14 protein-coding genes and 2 pseudogenes are annotated in these 13,707 nt (G+C 56.7%); 9 read left to right on the top strand and 7 right to left on the bottom strand.

The features are described from left to right. The first annotated feature begins 167 nt into the window (after positions 1-167). Positions 168-1,412, top strand: coding sequence for an MFS transporter (locus AB4N74_RS09785; protein WP_460099735.1), 1,245 nt, complete (start codon positions 168-170; stop codon positions 1,410-1,412). Positions 1,413-1,428: 16 nt separating this feature from the next. On the opposite strand, the gene AB4N74_RS09780 is transcribed toward AB4N74_RS09785, so the two are convergent. After that, entirely contained in the window at positions 1,429-1,890 is a 462-nt protein-coding gene (locus tag AB4N74_RS09780; RefSeq protein ID WP_099759175.1) for a hypothetical protein, read from the bottom strand. 170 nt (positions 1,891-2,060) lie between these two features. Then, positions 2,061-2,372, bottom strand: a pseudogene (locus tag AB4N74_RS09775) (LysR substrate-binding domain-containing protein); the annotation flags it as partial. Between AB4N74_RS09775 and AB4N74_RS09770 the strand changes: the two are divergent. After that, positions 2,367-2,492: pseudogene (locus AB4N74_RS09770) on the top strand (zinc-binding dehydrogenase); the annotation flags it as partial. The pseudogenes AB4N74_RS09775 and AB4N74_RS09770 overlap by 6 nt on opposite strands. A 123-nt stretch (positions 2,493-2,615) precedes the next feature. Here the strand turns inward: AB4N74_RS09770 and AB4N74_RS09765 are convergent. Next, entirely contained in the window at positions 2,616-2,999 is a 384-nt protein-coding gene (locus AB4N74_RS09765) for a nuclear transport factor 2 family protein (protein WP_093431509.1), read from the bottom strand. Positions 3,000-3,039: 40 nt separating this feature from the next. Beyond that, positions 3,040-4,080 carry an NADPH dehydrogenase NamA gene (gene namA, locus AB4N74_RS09760; protein WP_099759174.1) on the bottom strand — a complete coding sequence of 347 codons (1,041 nt, stop codon included), beginning with the start codon at positions 4,078-4,080 and terminating at the stop codon, positions 3,040-3,042. Positions 4,081-4,192: 112 nt separating this feature from the next. On the opposite strand from namA, the gene AB4N74_RS09755 reads away from it, so the two are divergent. Then, positions 4,193-4,582 (top strand): winged helix-turn-helix transcriptional regulator, encoded by a 390-nt coding sequence (locus AB4N74_RS09755; protein ID WP_093431515.1) that lies wholly within the window; start codon positions 4,193-4,195, stop codon positions 4,580-4,582. A gap of 153 nt (positions 4,583-4,735) precedes the next feature. On the opposite strand, the gene AB4N74_RS09750 is transcribed toward AB4N74_RS09755, so the two are convergent. Next, a complete protein-coding gene (locus AB4N74_RS09750; RefSeq protein WP_093431517.1) occupies positions 4,736-5,698 on the bottom strand; it encodes an AraC family transcriptional regulator ligand-binding domain-containing protein in 963 nt (320 codons plus the stop codon). Between the two features lie 67 nt (positions 5,699-5,765). On the opposite strand from AB4N74_RS09750, the gene AB4N74_RS09745 reads away from it, so the two are divergent. Beyond that, positions 5,766-6,623, top strand: a complete 858-nt coding sequence (locus AB4N74_RS09745; protein ID WP_093431520.1) for a sterol desaturase family protein — start codon at positions 5,766-5,768, stop codon at positions 6,621-6,623. After that, on the top strand, positions 6,620-7,213 hold the full coding sequence (locus tag AB4N74_RS09740) for an NADPH-dependent FMN reductase (RefSeq protein ID WP_093431523.1): 594 nt from the start codon (positions 6,620-6,622) through the stop codon (positions 7,211-7,213). The genes AB4N74_RS09745 and AB4N74_RS09740 overlap by 4 nt, the downstream gene beginning before the upstream one ends. Positions 7,214-7,306: 93 nt before the next feature. Here the strand turns inward: AB4N74_RS09740 and AB4N74_RS09735 are convergent, their stop codons facing one another. Further along, on the bottom strand, positions 7,307-8,209 hold the full coding sequence (locus tag AB4N74_RS09735; RefSeq protein WP_175559576.1) for a LysR family transcriptional regulator: 903 nt from the start codon (positions 8,207-8,209) through the stop codon (positions 7,307-7,309). Between the two features lie 123 nt (positions 8,210-8,332). On the opposite strand from AB4N74_RS09735, the gene AB4N74_RS09730 reads away from it, so the two are divergent. Beyond that, the gene (locus AB4N74_RS09730) at positions 8,333-9,763 is read left to right on the top strand and encodes an aldehyde dehydrogenase family protein (protein WP_460099727.1); all 1,431 of its coding nucleotides are present in this window, start codon (positions 8,333-8,335) and stop codon (positions 9,761-9,763) included. A 430-nt stretch (positions 9,764-10,193) separates the two neighbouring features. After that, positions 10,194-10,523 (top strand): hypothetical protein, encoded by a 330-nt coding sequence (locus tag AB4N74_RS09725; protein ID WP_095126000.1) that lies wholly within the window; start codon positions 10,194-10,196, stop codon positions 10,521-10,523. A gap of 61 nt (positions 10,524-10,584) precedes the next feature. On the opposite strand, the gene AB4N74_RS09720 is transcribed toward AB4N74_RS09725, so the two are convergent. Then, positions 10,585-11,490, bottom strand: a complete 906-nt coding sequence (locus AB4N74_RS09720) for a LysR substrate-binding domain-containing protein (RefSeq protein WP_460099724.1) — start codon at positions 11,488-11,490, stop codon at positions 10,585-10,587. A 94-nt stretch (positions 11,491-11,584) separates the two neighbouring features. Between AB4N74_RS09720 and AB4N74_RS09715 the strand changes: the two genes are divergently transcribed. Continuing rightward, entirely contained in the window at positions 11,585-12,751 is a 1,167-nt protein-coding gene (locus tag AB4N74_RS09715) for an MFS transporter (protein WP_093431536.1), read from the top strand. A 58-nt stretch (positions 12,752-12,809) separates the two neighbouring features. Next, on the top strand, positions 12,810-13,436 hold the full coding sequence (locus AB4N74_RS09710; RefSeq protein WP_257355139.1) for a TetR/AcrR family transcriptional regulator: 627 nt from the start codon (positions 12,810-12,812) through the stop codon (positions 13,434-13,436). Positions 13,437-13,707: the final 271 nt, after the last annotated feature.

Below are 13,707 nucleotides of genomic sequence, written 5' to 3'. Positions count from 1 at the left end.
TGCATCCCCAGAGGATCAGGCAAGCATTCAAGAGGAATGCGCTAGGGAAGGGCCGGATTGACCGGGAGAATGTGTCTATCTGTTACAGGGGCAGTGCCCGGATGGGCATCAAACTGCTTGCCCCTGCGCATCACATCCACAAGTTTTTCGCACCACAGGTAGTTCCCATGACGTTTCCTTCTACAGATCCTTCTAAAAGAACAGGCGGATTGAGCGCCGTGCTGGCCATGTCGCTAGCCGCATTCGCCCTGGTCGCTTCAGAGTTCATGCCGGTCAGCCTGCTGACGCCGATTGCGGCCGACCTGCACATCACCGAAGGCCAGGCCGGGCAGGGGATTTCCGTGTCCGGAGCCTTTGCCTTGATCACCAGCCTGCTGATTGCCTCGGTCGCCGCTCGCGTCGAACGCAAGAAGCTGCTGCTGGGCCTGACCTTGCTGATGATCGTCTCCGGTACGGTCGTCGCGGTCGCGCCGGGCTACCCGTCATTCATGTTCGGACGTGCGCTGATCGGGATCGCGATTGGTGGTTTCTGGTCATTGTCGGCGGCGACCGCAATGCGTCTGGTGAAGCCTGAACAGGTTTCGCGAGCGCTGGCCATCGTCAATGGCGGTAACGCCTTGGCCACGGTGATAGCCGCTCCGGCAGGGAGCTTTCTCGGTTCGCTGATCGGCTGGCGTGGGGCATTCTTCTGTGTGGTTCCGGTCGCAGTGCTGGCCGCCGTGTGGCTGCTGATCAGCCTTCCGTCGTTCAAGGCCGAGCGCCAGGCCGGTAGCGGCAACGTCCTGCGGCTGATGAAGCAATTGCCAGTGGCCTTGGGCATGGTCGCCGTCAGCGTCTTTTTCATGGGCCAGTTCATGCTGTTCACCTATCTGCGGCCCTTTCTTGAAGGCGTGACGGGCGTCAGCGTTTCTACGTTGTCCTTGATGTTGCTGGGGCTGGGACTGGCCGGTTTTATCGGCACCTTTCTGATTGAAAGGTTTATGGGTCGCGGCCTCTACCGCACGTTGACCATCATCCCGCTGATCATGGCGGCCATCGCGCTGGCGTTGGTCAGCTTCGGCAAATCACCGGTACTCACCGCGATGTTGCTCGGACTCTGGGGACTGGTTGCGACGGCCGCGCCGGTTGGCTGGTGGACATGGTTGGCGCAGACGCTTCCGGATGATGCGGAAGCCGGAGGCGGCTTGCTCGTGGCGATTGTTCAACTGGCGATCGCAGGAGGCGCAATCATTGGAGGTCTGGCCTTCGATCTGAGTGGTTACAAAGCCACATTCGAGCTTAGCGCCGCTGTCTTGGTTGTCGCCTCAGTGCTGGCCTGGCTGGCGGGGCGCAATGCCACGGAAGTGCATCTTGTCGAACCGACAGCTCATTCGAGCGCTGTTTCCGGCGCTCCTGAGTCCCGATTTGTCTGATCACGCAGGAAGCTGCTCAGTGCACCAATGACGGTTGGGTCGCGACCGAGACAGTGAAGACCACGACAAACAGCACGACGAGCCCCCAGAACAACACCATGACTGTCAGCATGACGACCTTAAGGCCTTGATAAAGCCTGCGCAGCCAATGGCCTTCGGGTTTTGCGTCTGCGCGGGCTCTGAGTAGGCCTTTCAAATAAAAACCAAGCAGCGCAAGCAGTGCGCCATCTATCGCCAGCGCAGGCAGGCCGGCTAGGGGGAAAATGCTTTCCCAGCGATAGAAAGAAGACCGGCTCAGAAAGACCACATAACAAGTCAGACTGCCGTAGGGCAGTGCTCTCCACCATTTGCCGGCCAGCGCCCCGACCATCAGGCACATGATCACCATGAACGGGCTGAGGAGAATATGGAGCATCCAGTCCAGTACGTTGGGGAAGTAGTCCGGGGAATGGATGCTGCGCCAGAGGTGTTCCAACATTGATCGGGTTCCTGCCGTCCATGAAGTAAGTGCTGCTGCGGTGCTTCCTTGCTGCAGCACGGTATCGGCGTGTTTTCGGGTTACATAAGGGTGTTATGTGAATTGGGTAAGAACCGACGTTCGCGAAGGACCGGTTCCGCCCCTTAACCACCGTTTACACAGCTCGATCGCTAGAGTTCCAGCCAGTCAGAATGAAGCTGCGGAAATCGCTCTTGCAGCCACTCGATAAAGGCTTGAACCTGGGGCGCCAGATGAGTCCGGCTCGGGTATAGCAACGACACCGGGCGAGGGGCTGGCCGATAAGGCTTTAGAATTTCCACCAAACCGCGACTTTCCAAATGCTTGGCCACGGCGATCCCGGGTGCCTGAATTATTCCGAAGCCCGACACGCCACACTGAACGTACGCATTCGACTCGGTGACGGTGATGCCAGCGTCAGGCACAAAGGATCGATCCTGACCTTTCACCGAAAAATGCCAGGGCTCAACGAGCACAAGATCCGTCCCGTGATCGATCAGGTTTATCCATTCGAGACAGCACGAGAAGCTTACGAGCATCTCGCGAGGGGAGCATTTGGAAAGGTTGTGATCAAAGTCGCTTAATAACGTAAAGGCGCCAATTTGGCGCCTTTTTTCTCGCTCATCGCAGCAGATTTGCCCGCAGATTCTAATGTCAACGCGTGAGCAGGGAGAGTCGAACACTAAACCGCCGGACGGCACTAGTCATCAAGCTGCTCCATGCGTTTGAAAAATCTTGCTGATCACAGTCCACTTGCCATCAACTTTCAGCAGATGAAAAAAGTCGGTGAAAGAGATGCCTGACATGTCGTTGGCGTCGATGCGAGCACTAGCCGCCGTACCGACGACTTCGACGCGGACGATAGCTGCTGGTGCGTCAGGAGAAGGGCGGAAACCCTTGTCGATCCCGTTGAACAGGATTGAAATTGCGCCGCCCGCCAGCTTACCGTCGCCATCGACGCTGAACATGGTCGCTTGCTCACTGAAAGCCGGCTTCATGATGCTGCTTTTGGCCTGCTTGCAGCCCTCAATGTACTGGTTAAGCACCTCGGTGATGGCTTGGTATTCTTCAACGTAAGTCGGTTTGCTCATGTGCTTGCTCCTGCTTCATAGGATTAGTGCAACAAAGGCATCAGGCTTTGGTATCAAGCCAGACAGATCCATAACGTGTGTAGGCGGTAGGAATCTCGATGATTTCCTTAAGATCATCTGCAGCGGTGCGAACCCAGAATGGGTCTCGGAGCATTTGCCGCCCGACAAACACCAGATCAGCTCGGCCGTTCTGCAAGATTTCTTCAGCCTGACGCCCACTCTGGATCACCCCCACAGCGCCTGTCGCAATATGCAATTCCTTACGCAGTAATTCAGCGGCCGGCACCTGGTAACCCGGGTAGGTCTCGACCTTGACCATCTTGACCCCGCCGGAACTGCAGTCGATCAAGTCAACGCCCTGAGCTTTCATCCAGCGACCATATTCGAGGAACGACTCGGGCGTGTTTCCGCCTTCGGCGTAATCAGAGCTGGAGATGCGAACAAATAGAGGGCGATCCCCCCAATGAGTTTTAACCTCTTCCAGTACCTCGCGCAGGAAGCGATAACGACGCTTGGCATCACCGCCATATTCGTCGTCGCGAGTGTTAGCCAGCGGCGAGAGAAACTCACTTAACAAGTAGCCGTGCGCGGCATGGATCTCAAGCACATCGAAGCCCGCTTCGCTGGCGCGACGTGCGGCATCGCCGTAAAGCTTTACCAGAGCCGGAATCTCATCAGCCGCGAGTTCGCGAGGAACGGGGCTGGTTTGCGTAAATGGAATCGCCGATGGCGCGATGTGAATCAGACCGGGCAGGTCAGCATTGCGCCCCGCATGGCCGATTTGAGCGCCGGCTTTTGCACCAAAGCCGTGAAGCAATTCTGTTAGCGCCTTCAAACCGGCAACGTGCTCATCGCTCCAGATGCCAAGGTCACCGGCTCCAATACGACCGTCAGCCTGAATCGCCAGCGTTTCGGGAAAAATCAGTGCTGCCTGACCCAGGGCACGAGCTCCGTAATGAACGCGGTGCCAGTCAGTCACGAAGCCATCATCCGCCGCCATGTGCATGCACATAGGGGACATGACGACCCGGTTTTTCAGGGTGAGGCCCTTAATTTCATAGGGTGATAACAACAAACTCATCTGGCAGATTCCATCGTGGTGAACATGGAAGCATGCTAACTTTTGCAGCACATCGACGTAAGTACGCACAATTTTGTGCGGTAGGCACACTTTTTATACCAAGGTGATAACAGTGAAAAAATGTAACCCTCAGGATGAGATTGAGGCTTTCGCGTGTCCCGTCGCCTTCACTGTTGATGTCATTGGTGGAAAATGGAAATCGCTCATACTTTTTCACCTGATGTCAGGCACGAAGCGCTTTAACGAGCTACGTCGGCTGATTCCAGATATCACGCAGAGGATGCTGACACTCCAGCTGAGAGAGCTGGAGACTGACGGGGTGATTCATCGCGAAATCTATCGCGAGGTGCCACCCAAAGTGGAGTATTCGCTTACAGCGTTAGGTGACTCACTCGCGCCATTGGTGAGTGCGATGCGAGAGTGGGGAGCAGTGCATGAACGCACGATCCTGGAACTCAGGCGCTCTGCCGTCTGTGACGACAAGTTGGAATCTCTGGCTTGAATCACGCCGATGTTGAGAGGTGGAGGGGGTGAACAATGCGAAGTTTGATGCCCGCTTGGCGCAGGGTTGAAACTGCACGAGAGAAATCACTCGCGCGTGATGAGGCGAATTTTTGAGATCGCACTGCCGTTACGAAAAATTCTGGCCGCCACCTTATTTCATGTCACGCCATCGGCTTCGGGCGTGTAGATACGCCGTCAAATCGCTGTAACCTAGTTGAGCTGCAATCTCCGTTAATGACTCTCCCTGCAATTCAAGATGCATTTCCAATTCTGCGCGAATCTGATCGAGCAATTGTCTGAAGGTTGTACCTTGTTCTTCCAGCCGTCTGCGCAAGGTCCTTGGCGTCTGGTGCAGCGACTTCGCCAGATTTTCCAGATTGGGAGTTTCACGTCTCGCTAGAGATCGTCGCGCTCCTTCAGCAACCTTGGCTGACCAACCGCTGAAATTCCGATGCGCGGCGATCCGTCGATCCAGCTCCTGCGTTAATAATTCCAACATCCCGTGATGACGGGTTTGCATTGGCAGGCTTAAGCTTCGAGCATGAAAATAGAAGCAGTTGATCGAGCAATCAAACTCAACACGATCACCAAACCATTCGGTGTATTGCTTGTAATACGACGGACGCGAATGAGTGAACTTTGCCAAAATCGGCTGCACATTGTGTCCTGTACCTCGTCGTAACTGCGCTATGGACATCACCCCGTAGTGTTCGACGACATACCGCGCCAACTCTCCTGGCGCATCAACGTTCAATTCGACTCCGACGCCGTTTTCGTCATTAACCAACCTGACATTGTCTGTGTCCGAGGCAAGAGGTGCGTAACGGGCCCAAAGGTGCATGGCTGACAAAATATCTGGACTGTACAAGCAAAGATAAGCCAAGACATGCCAGTCCTGGGGGGTGAATAGCGCGAACAATTTTAATCCGATCGCCGGATCGATACGTGCCGCTTCGCGCCACAGTTGATCCAGTTCGATCAGGTTGTAATCCGTACTCTTCCGGGCAACCTGGCTATCAAGGAAGCGCTCCAATACCTGGCCCAGCCTGCCGCGATGAAAGCGTTGGGGGGCGCGGTTGGCCGGTTCTAGCTCAATTTTGTCCATTTCGCGCATTGGGAGGACTTGCTCGCAGGTTTCTAATGAAAGGGCATTGCCCGGAAGGGCCTAAATCGAGAGTGCCATGAATACAACAATGCTCGTCAATAACCCCGCAGTGATAGTAGCCGGGATTTTCCTCTCCTTCATTTTACTGGAACTTGCCTGTTCCTCGCTTCGTCAGTCGTCAGGTAGTAAACGTGACGTACTCATTGAAGTCGTCGGCTCCGGTATATTAGTGATGGTCACATTTCCTTTAGTCATGTGGCTAAGTGGTCTGATATTAAATCACGCCATCCCGGAAATGAAGGGCGCACTGACCTCTATTCCATGGATCGCAGGATTTGCGTTGTTTCTACTGCTGGATGACATGACCCAATATTGGTGGCATCGCCTGACGCATCGTATTCCTGCTCTTTATGCATTGCATCGCGCACATCATTCCGCGCCCTATATGAGCATTCGCATCGTCTACCGCAACAATAGTTTCTACTATCTCTTGATGCCGGGCATCTGGCTATCTGGCGTGTTGATTTATCTGGGGCTCGCACCCGTTTATTATGTTTATTTGATTATAAAAATGACTGTGATCTTCGCCGCACACAGCAATGTTGCGTGGGACGACAAACTTTATCGCATTCGCGCTTTACGGCCGATCATCTGGGTTCTTGAGCGAACCATTTCCACTCCATCCACTCATTCTGCGCATCACGGTTTGACTGCAGAGGATGGCGTGACTCACTACAAAGGTAATTTCGGTAACCTGTTATTTTTATGGGATGTGTTGTTCGGAACAGCCAAAATTACCCGTAGGCGTCCGCCAGCATACGGTATCGAACACTTGTCACCGATAACCTGGAAAGAAGAATTGTTCTGGCCAATCGTTCGCTCCCATCGCACGGCACCCAAGGTAAGTGAAGCTAAACAGAAGGTCGCACAATGAGTCGCCATATCGTTCTGCTGTCTGGATCGAATAGATTCAACAGTCAATCAATCAAAGTTGCGCATTATCTGCGCGAGCGGTTAGAAGCACTTGAGCTTTGTGACTCAAGCGAACTGATAGATCTGGCGTCGAGTCCGCTACCGCTGTGGCCAGAAGAAGACACTCAGAAAGCCTGGAGTGCCCAGCAATCCACCCTCAAAAAAGCAACAGCATTGATCGTGATTAGCCCAGAGTGGAATGGCATGGCTTGCCCGGCCCTGAAGAACTTCTTTTTGTACGCAGGGTTCAGCGAACTAGGACATAAGCCCGCGCTTCTAGTTGGCGTTTCGGCTGGACTTGGGGGAGCCTACCCAATTACCGAATTACGTGCTTCAAGCTATAAAAATAGCCGGATCCTGTATTTGCCTGAGCAACTGATTATAAGAAACGTTGAATCAATGTTTAACAGTGAGTGCCCTTCAGATGAAAATGATATGCGCATCCGCGCACGTGCCGATTGGGTTTTGCATGTTCTTTGCCAATACAATGACGCCTTGCGTACGATACGAACTGCAATCAAACATCCACCTGAGTTCTCTACGGGGATGTGAGATTGTCGCACCTCAATAAGTTTAAAGTGCAACTGTTAAAGCTAAACATTAGTGGCTGCCGGTAAAGGTCAACTATTTCCAACTCAGCCCAGATCAAACCACAGTGGGCCGTAACTCCTGCGCCAGTTCAATCAGTGCGCGCAATCGCGCCGGCACGAAGCGATGGCCCGAGTAGTAGAGCCTCAACCCGCCAAACGACGGGCACCACGGCAGCAACACCGGCACCAGGGCGCCGCTCGCCAGTTCTTCCTGGATGAACCACTCGGAAATGAACCCAATGCCGAGGCCCGACACTACGGCCTGTTTGATGGCCAGCAACTCGTTGGACGCGAAGCACACCGGCAGATCCATCTGCAGTTTTTGGCCATCGCACTCCAATTCCCACTGGTAGAGGCCACCATGGGCCATGCGCATGCCGATGCTCCGGTGGGTGAGCAGATCTCGCGGATGCTCGGGCACGCCTTGGCGTTCGAGGTACTCGGGCGTGGCCACCACAAGCATGCGGATGTCACCTGAGAGTGCCACGGCAATCATGTCTTGCGGCACAGACTCTGCCAGACGAATCCCGGCGTCGAAGCCACCGGCGATGATGTCGACCATGCTTGATTCGCTGACGATGTCGATGCGCACATCGGGATAGCGCTGAGCGTACTGCTTCAATAGCGGATCCAACAGCAGGTAGGCCGCGCCATGCGGTGCATTGATGCGCAATGTGCCGCTGGGTTCATCGGGGCCGGCGCTGGCTTCCTCGCCGGCACTTTTGATCTGTGCCAACGCAGGTGCGATGCGTGCCACATAGCGTTGGCCGATGTCGGTGAGGGCAACGCTGCGCGTGGAGCGATTGAACAGGCGCACTTTCAGGCGAGCTTCCAGGCCGGCCACCGCGCTGCTCACGGCGGTGGTGGACATGCCCAACTCCTGTGCTGCGCCGCGAAAACTGCTGCGGCGCGCCACGGCCAGTACCACTTCCAGCTCGGTCATTGCTGTTCTGTGCATGGATTGTCCTGAATATAAGGATGCTTCATCAGCCAAAGGATGGCTTATCGGAATAATGAACCCTTCTTAGACTCCTTCACAGAGGCTCGATTCAGGCGAGCCGTTTTTGAGCGAGGAGTCGCCATGCAACGCATTGAACATATCTACATCAACGGCGAGTTCGTCCTTCCACACGGTCAGGAATGGTTTGATCTTCATAACCCGAGTACCGAGGAAGTCATCGGCCAGGTTCGGCTGGGCGACGCACTGGACGCACAGCGTGCGATCGCAGCCGCCAAGGTTGCGTTCCCGGCGTGGGCCCGTACCAGCCGGGAGGAGCGCATTGCGGCACTGCACCGCATGCACCGGGCCATGGCGGCAAGGGAGGAGGAGCTGCTGGAAGCCATCCTCGTGGAGTACGGCGCACCTGCGGTTCGCGGGCGCTGGATGGCGACTTATCCGGCCGAGGTGATCGCGCAGGCAATCGATGCACTGGAGGCATTCGATTTCGAGGAACAGGTCGGCATGGCCAGGGTCATTCTGACGCCGGTGGGCGTGACCGGTCTGATCACGCCCTGGAACAGCAATGCAGGCTTCATCTGCAACAAGCTGGCCACCGCGCTGGCAGCAGGCTGCACCGCCGTCATCAAGCCTAGCGAGATGAGCGCATTGCAGACGCAGGTCGTGGTCAGGGCGTTGCACGAAGCGGGGCTGCCACCGGGTGTATTCAACATCGTCAACGGGCGAGGCGATGTGGTCGGTGAGGAAATCGCGCGACATCCCGATGTCGCCAAGATCTCGTTCACGGGCTCGTCCGCTATCGGGCGACACCTGGTAAAAACCGGTGCTGACACCATGAAGCGCGTGACGCTTGAACTCGGCGGCAAGTCGCCCACCGTCGTACTTGACGATGCGGATTTCCAGGCAGTCATGCCGCTGGTGCTGCAAGCCGGATTTCTCAACAGCGGCCAGGCTTGCATCGCAGGCACTCGCATCCTCGTGCCGCGCCGCCGGCTGGCAGAGTTCGAGCGCATTGCGAAGGAGGGCGTCTCACAGATCCGATCGGGCGATCCGCGTAACACCGACACCGACATCGGTCCGATGGTGAGCCAGAAACAATGGGAACGGGTGCAGCGCTACATCCGTACCGGCCAGGAAGAAGGCGCGAGGTTGCTGGCGGGTGGCGAAGGTCGCCCGCAAGGCTTGCATGCCGGATGGTTCGTGAAGCCCACGATCTTCACTGATGCCAACAACCGGATGCGCATCGCGCGTGAGGAAATCTTCGGCCCCGTGCTGACAATCATTCCCTACGAGGATGATGCCGATGCAATCAGCATTGCCAACGATACGGACTATGGGCTGAGCGCCCTGGTGCTGGGAAAAAGCTCGGAACGTTGTATGAACGTCGCTCGTCAGATCGATGCGGGGCGCGTGCTCATCAACACCCTGGCCCACGAATCACGTGCGCCCTTCGGTGGATTCAAGCATTCAGGCCTTGGGCGCGAAATGGGCAGGTGGGGGATGAGTGCGTATTTGGAGCCGAAGGCGTTGATCAGCTCTGCCCCATTGAAATGACTGGGTCAGGTTCCTGTCTGGGGGCACTGGAGGGGGAATGGCAATTTAGCGTTCACTGAGCGACTGAAAACGGCCCGAAGCTGCCCTTGATGTCTGTTTGTTGTCGTCATATGTTACGGGCATTCATGGAGGATCCTGGCTGATGGCTCGCGTGGGTTTGAAACTGACACCCGGTTTGCGGACTGAGAGTATGCTTTCCCCGTTTTACGGGATCGACGTCAGGTTTTTTGCTCCTGCTATGGGGCAGTTTCGTTCGCAGGGTGGATTGGCTGTACTGCTCCAGGCACCGCCCCGTCAGCTTCACCTGCGCAGTGTTTGAAGATGCCGGGCTATCTTCAGAGAGCATTGCTCAGTTCAGGTCAATGTTGGCAGCGGAACATGGATGATCGCGTCGTCCCGGCATGTCGGGCACATTCTCAGGAGATAATTGATGAGCGCTGGCGATGTACCTGTGGGGCAAGTGGTACAAGGCTACGTAACGTTTCTGGGGAGTGAGGGGACGTGGATTGGAGCGCAGTTCATGAGCTTCAGTTATAGCGCCAACGGGAAGCGGTTTCACAAGTCTCTCAACGAAACCATTGACGCTTGGTCAACTGCAACTCTGCGTAAAGCCTCATACGGGCTGAAGGTAGGCGATCCGGTGTCGGTTTGGTGCTCTCTCAGCGACCCAGATGTGTGTTGCATCGGCGAAAAACCAGCCGACAAGCCGGCATTGGTGCGTTTGATTGAGTCTCTGGGAGCGATAGGGTATTTAAGTTGATCCACGCTCTCCAGGCCGACATGTGTTGAATTCAACATCACGAATATCCGCAAATATCAGCTTAAGTCTCGGCTGACATCCGATGATGTTCCACCAAGAAGTCCACGAACAACCGCACCCGCGCCGGCATTGCCGTGCCACCGACGAATACCGCATGAATCGGTTCTTGGTCCCCCGGGTTCCACGCTTCCAGCAGCGCAATCAGTTTGCCGCGCTGCAGATCCTCACTCACGCTGAACTCCCCGATACGGGCAATGCCGGCGCCCATTCGCGCGAATTGCGCCAGCGCTTCACCACTGCTGCATTCGATGTTGCCGCTGACCTTCAGGGCAAACGCTTTGCTATCGCGGATAAATGGCCAGTTGGGTTCGGCACGCTTGAAATTGAAGCGCAGGCAGTTGTGTTGGAGCAGGTCTTCCGGTTCCTGAGGGATGCCGTGGCGTTGCAGATACTTCGGCGATGCCACCACGACCTGGCCGGTGGTGCCGATCCTGCGTGCGGTCAGCGGGCTGTCGGGCAGATGGCCGAAGCGCACCGCGACGTCGGCTTGCCCGCCAAGAATGTCGACCACTTCGTCGCCGAGGTTGAGGTCGACGACGATGTTCGGGTAACGGGCGCTGAAGGCTGCGATCAAGGGAACGATGGCCAGCCGTCCATGGCCAAGGGCGGCACTGACCCGCAGTCGCCCCTTGGGCACGCCTTGATCGGCGATGGCTTCTTCGACTTCATCCATGTCGGCGAGGATTCGTCGGGCGCCGCGCAGGAACGCTTCGCCCTCGGCGGTGAAGGTGATCGCTCGGGTGGTGCGCAACAGCAGGCGGGTGCCAAGCCGTTGCTCGGTGCGCGCGATGATCCGACTGACTGCCGAGGGTGTCAGGCCCAGTGCACGCGCGGCGGCCGACAGGCTGCCTTCCTGCGCAACGGTGGTGAATACGCTCATTTCACCTGATCTGCCGTTGAAATCCACTTGTGCCTCCTGCGCAAAGGTGATTGCCAAAAATGCTATCTACCGCCTGAAAAGACGGGATCGTAGCATTGGCGGCATAGATAAGGAGCTTTCCATGCGTATCAATCCACCACTTGTTGCACTCGCCATCGGTGCCTTCGGCATCGGCGTCACAGAATTCGCCCCCATGGGCATGTTGCCGGGTATCGCTGCGGATCTGGGCGTTTCCATTCCCGCTGCCGGTTTGCTGGTCAGTGCTTATGCGCTGGGCGTATTGCTCGGCGCACCGCTGATGACCCTGACCACCGGCAGGATTCCCCGGCGCTATCTGCTGATCGGGCTTATGGCGATTTTCACCCTGGGTAATCTGATGTCAGCGTTGGCCACCGATTACTACAGCCTCATGGTCGCCAGGGTGGTCACCTCACTGAACCACGGTGCCTTTTTTGGCGTCGGCTCCGTCGTCGCCGCCACCCTGGTCGCCCCGGAAAAACGTGCCGGGGCGGTTGCGGCGATGTTCATGGGCCTGACCCTGGCGACCATCGGCGGTGTGCCGCTGGCTGCCTGGTTTGGCGAAATGTTTGGTTGGCGGACGGCTTTCTGGGGCATTACCGGCCTCGGCGTGCTGACCATGGCTGCGTTGTGGTTCGCTTTGCCCAACGTGCGGGCGCCGCAAAGCGTCGGTGTCATGGCGGAAATTCGGGTATTGGGGCGCGGCCCGGTGCTCGCCGCGCTGGCCCTGACCGTCGTCGGCTCGAGCGCGATGTTTACCGTCTTCACCTACATCGCACCGATCCTCAGCAGCGAGACCCATGCGTCCACTGCTTACATCACCGCCATGCTGATGCTTTACGGTGTCGGGTTGACGCTGGGCAACATGTGGGGCGGCAAGGCTGCTGACCGCTCGATCGATCGCACCCTGATCGTCTCGCTGAGCGTGCTGATTCTGGTGTTGTTGGCGTTCACCGTACTGATGCGTTGGCCGCTGCCAGCCGCCGTGGCCATCCTGATCTGGGGTATCGCCAGCTTCGCTCTGGTGCCGCCGTTACAAATGCGTGTAATGGAAGCGGCCAAGGACGCACCCAATCTGGCCTCGGCGGTGAACATCGGCGCCTTCAACTTCGGCAACGCGATTGGCGCGGCGCTGGGCGGCGCGGTGATCAGCAGCGGGCTGGGTTATCCGGCGATCTCCCTGGCCGGCGCGGCCATGGCGGGCCTGGGGCTGCTGATGGTGTTGGGATTTGCGTGGCGTTCCAGAGCGGTTGAAGCCGCCGTGGTGTAACACGTTCAACAATGCTCGGCGAGTTGTCAGTCATTCATAGGGTGAGTAAGCTGCCCCCATGAATCAGCCATCCCTATCTGCCTCCTCGCCGAGCACTCGTGGCCCCGCCGAACACGACATTCGTGACCAGATTGTCGCCGCGGCCAACGAGCACTTCAGCCAATACGGCTACGGTAAAACCACGGTTTCCGACCTGGCCAAGGCCATCGGTTTTTCCAAGGCGTACATCTATAAATTCTTTGATTCCAAGCAGGCGATTGGCGAGGCCATTTGCGCCAACTGCCTGGGCCAAATCGCTGCAGCCGTCGAACAAGCGGTTAACGCAGAAGCGCTTTCAGCGACCGAGCGCTTGCGCAGGTTGGTGAAAACCGTGATCGCCACAGGTGTGGATCTGTTCTTCAACGATCGCAAGCTCTACGACATCGCGGCGTTTTCTGCATCGGAACGCTGGAACAGTGCCCAGGTGTACGAAGCGCAAATCAAGGGCTTTATCTTCGACATTGTGCGTCACGGGCGAGAAGCGGGGGAGTTCGAGCGTAAGACCCCGCTGGATGAGACTGTCGAGGCGATCAATCTGGCGCTGCGACCTTTCGTCAACCCACTGCTGTTGCAACACAATCTGGATCTGATCGAGCAAGCGCCCACGCTGACCACCAATCTCATCCTGCGCAGCCTCATGCCTTGACCCACCGCTGAGCAAAGTTTTCAGGCGATTCGAGTCAAGGCGACATCCCCCCCTTATCAAGTTTCCTGTTCCCTGCACATGAGTGGCGGGCGAGCTATACATTTAACTGGAAGTGACCATTATCAGAATTGGTCATATAAATGAATGGCTATATGCAAGTCTAGATGCCAGGTAACCATAACAATAGCGAGTCGGGCCAGTCAGTCGATGGACAGTCCTATATTGCTGCTGGTCAGGATGCAGTCGTTTCCTGAGATGTGACCATTGACGA

This window comes from Pseudomonas sp. H3_C08, assembly GCF_054669455.1.
This window is presented reverse-complemented; position numbering and strand designations above follow the sequence as displayed.

Excerpts from the sequence above, each read along its gene's own strand:
- AB4N74_RS09785 (WP_460099735.1), top strand. The coding sequence starts at position 168 with ATGACGTTTCCTTCTACAGATCCTTCTAAAAGAACAGGCGGATTGAGC.
- AB4N74_RS09780 (WP_099759175.1), bottom strand. The coding sequence starts at position 1,890 with ATGTTGGAACACCTCTGGCGCAGCATCCATTCCCCGGACTACTTCCCC.
- AB4N74_RS09765 (WP_093431509.1), bottom strand. The coding sequence starts at position 2,999 with ATGAGCAAACCGACTTACGTTGAAGAATACCAAGCCATCACCGAGGTG.
- namA (WP_099759174.1), bottom strand. The coding sequence starts at position 4,080 with ATGAGTTTGTTGTTATCACCCTATGAAATTAAGGGCCTCACCCTGAAA.
- AB4N74_RS09750 (WP_093431517.1), bottom strand. The coding sequence starts at position 5,698 with ATGCGCGAAATGGACAAAATTGAGCTAGAACCGGCCAACCGCGCCCCC.
- AB4N74_RS09745 (WP_093431520.1), top strand. The coding sequence starts at position 5,766 with ATGAATACAACAATGCTCGTCAATAACCCCGCAGTGATAGTAGCCGGG.
- AB4N74_RS09740 (WP_093431523.1), top strand. The coding sequence starts at position 6,620 with ATGAGTCGCCATATCGTTCTGCTGTCTGGATCGAATAGATTCAACAGT.
- AB4N74_RS09735 (WP_175559576.1), bottom strand. The coding sequence starts at position 8,209 with ATGCACAGAACAGCAATGACCGAGCTGGAAGTGGTACTGGCCGTGGCG.
- AB4N74_RS09730 (WP_460099727.1), top strand. The coding sequence starts at position 8,333 with ATGCAACGCATTGAACATATCTACATCAACGGCGAGTTCGTCCTTCCA.
- AB4N74_RS09725 (WP_095126000.1), top strand. The coding sequence starts at position 10,194 with ATGAGCGCTGGCGATGTACCTGTGGGGCAAGTGGTACAAGGCTACGTA.
- AB4N74_RS09715 (WP_093431536.1), top strand. The coding sequence starts at position 11,585 with ATGCGTATCAATCCACCACTTGTTGCACTCGCCATCGGTGCCTTCGGC.
- AB4N74_RS09710 (WP_257355139.1), top strand. The coding sequence starts at position 12,810 with ATGAATCAGCCATCCCTATCTGCCTCCTCGCCGAGCACTCGTGGCCCC.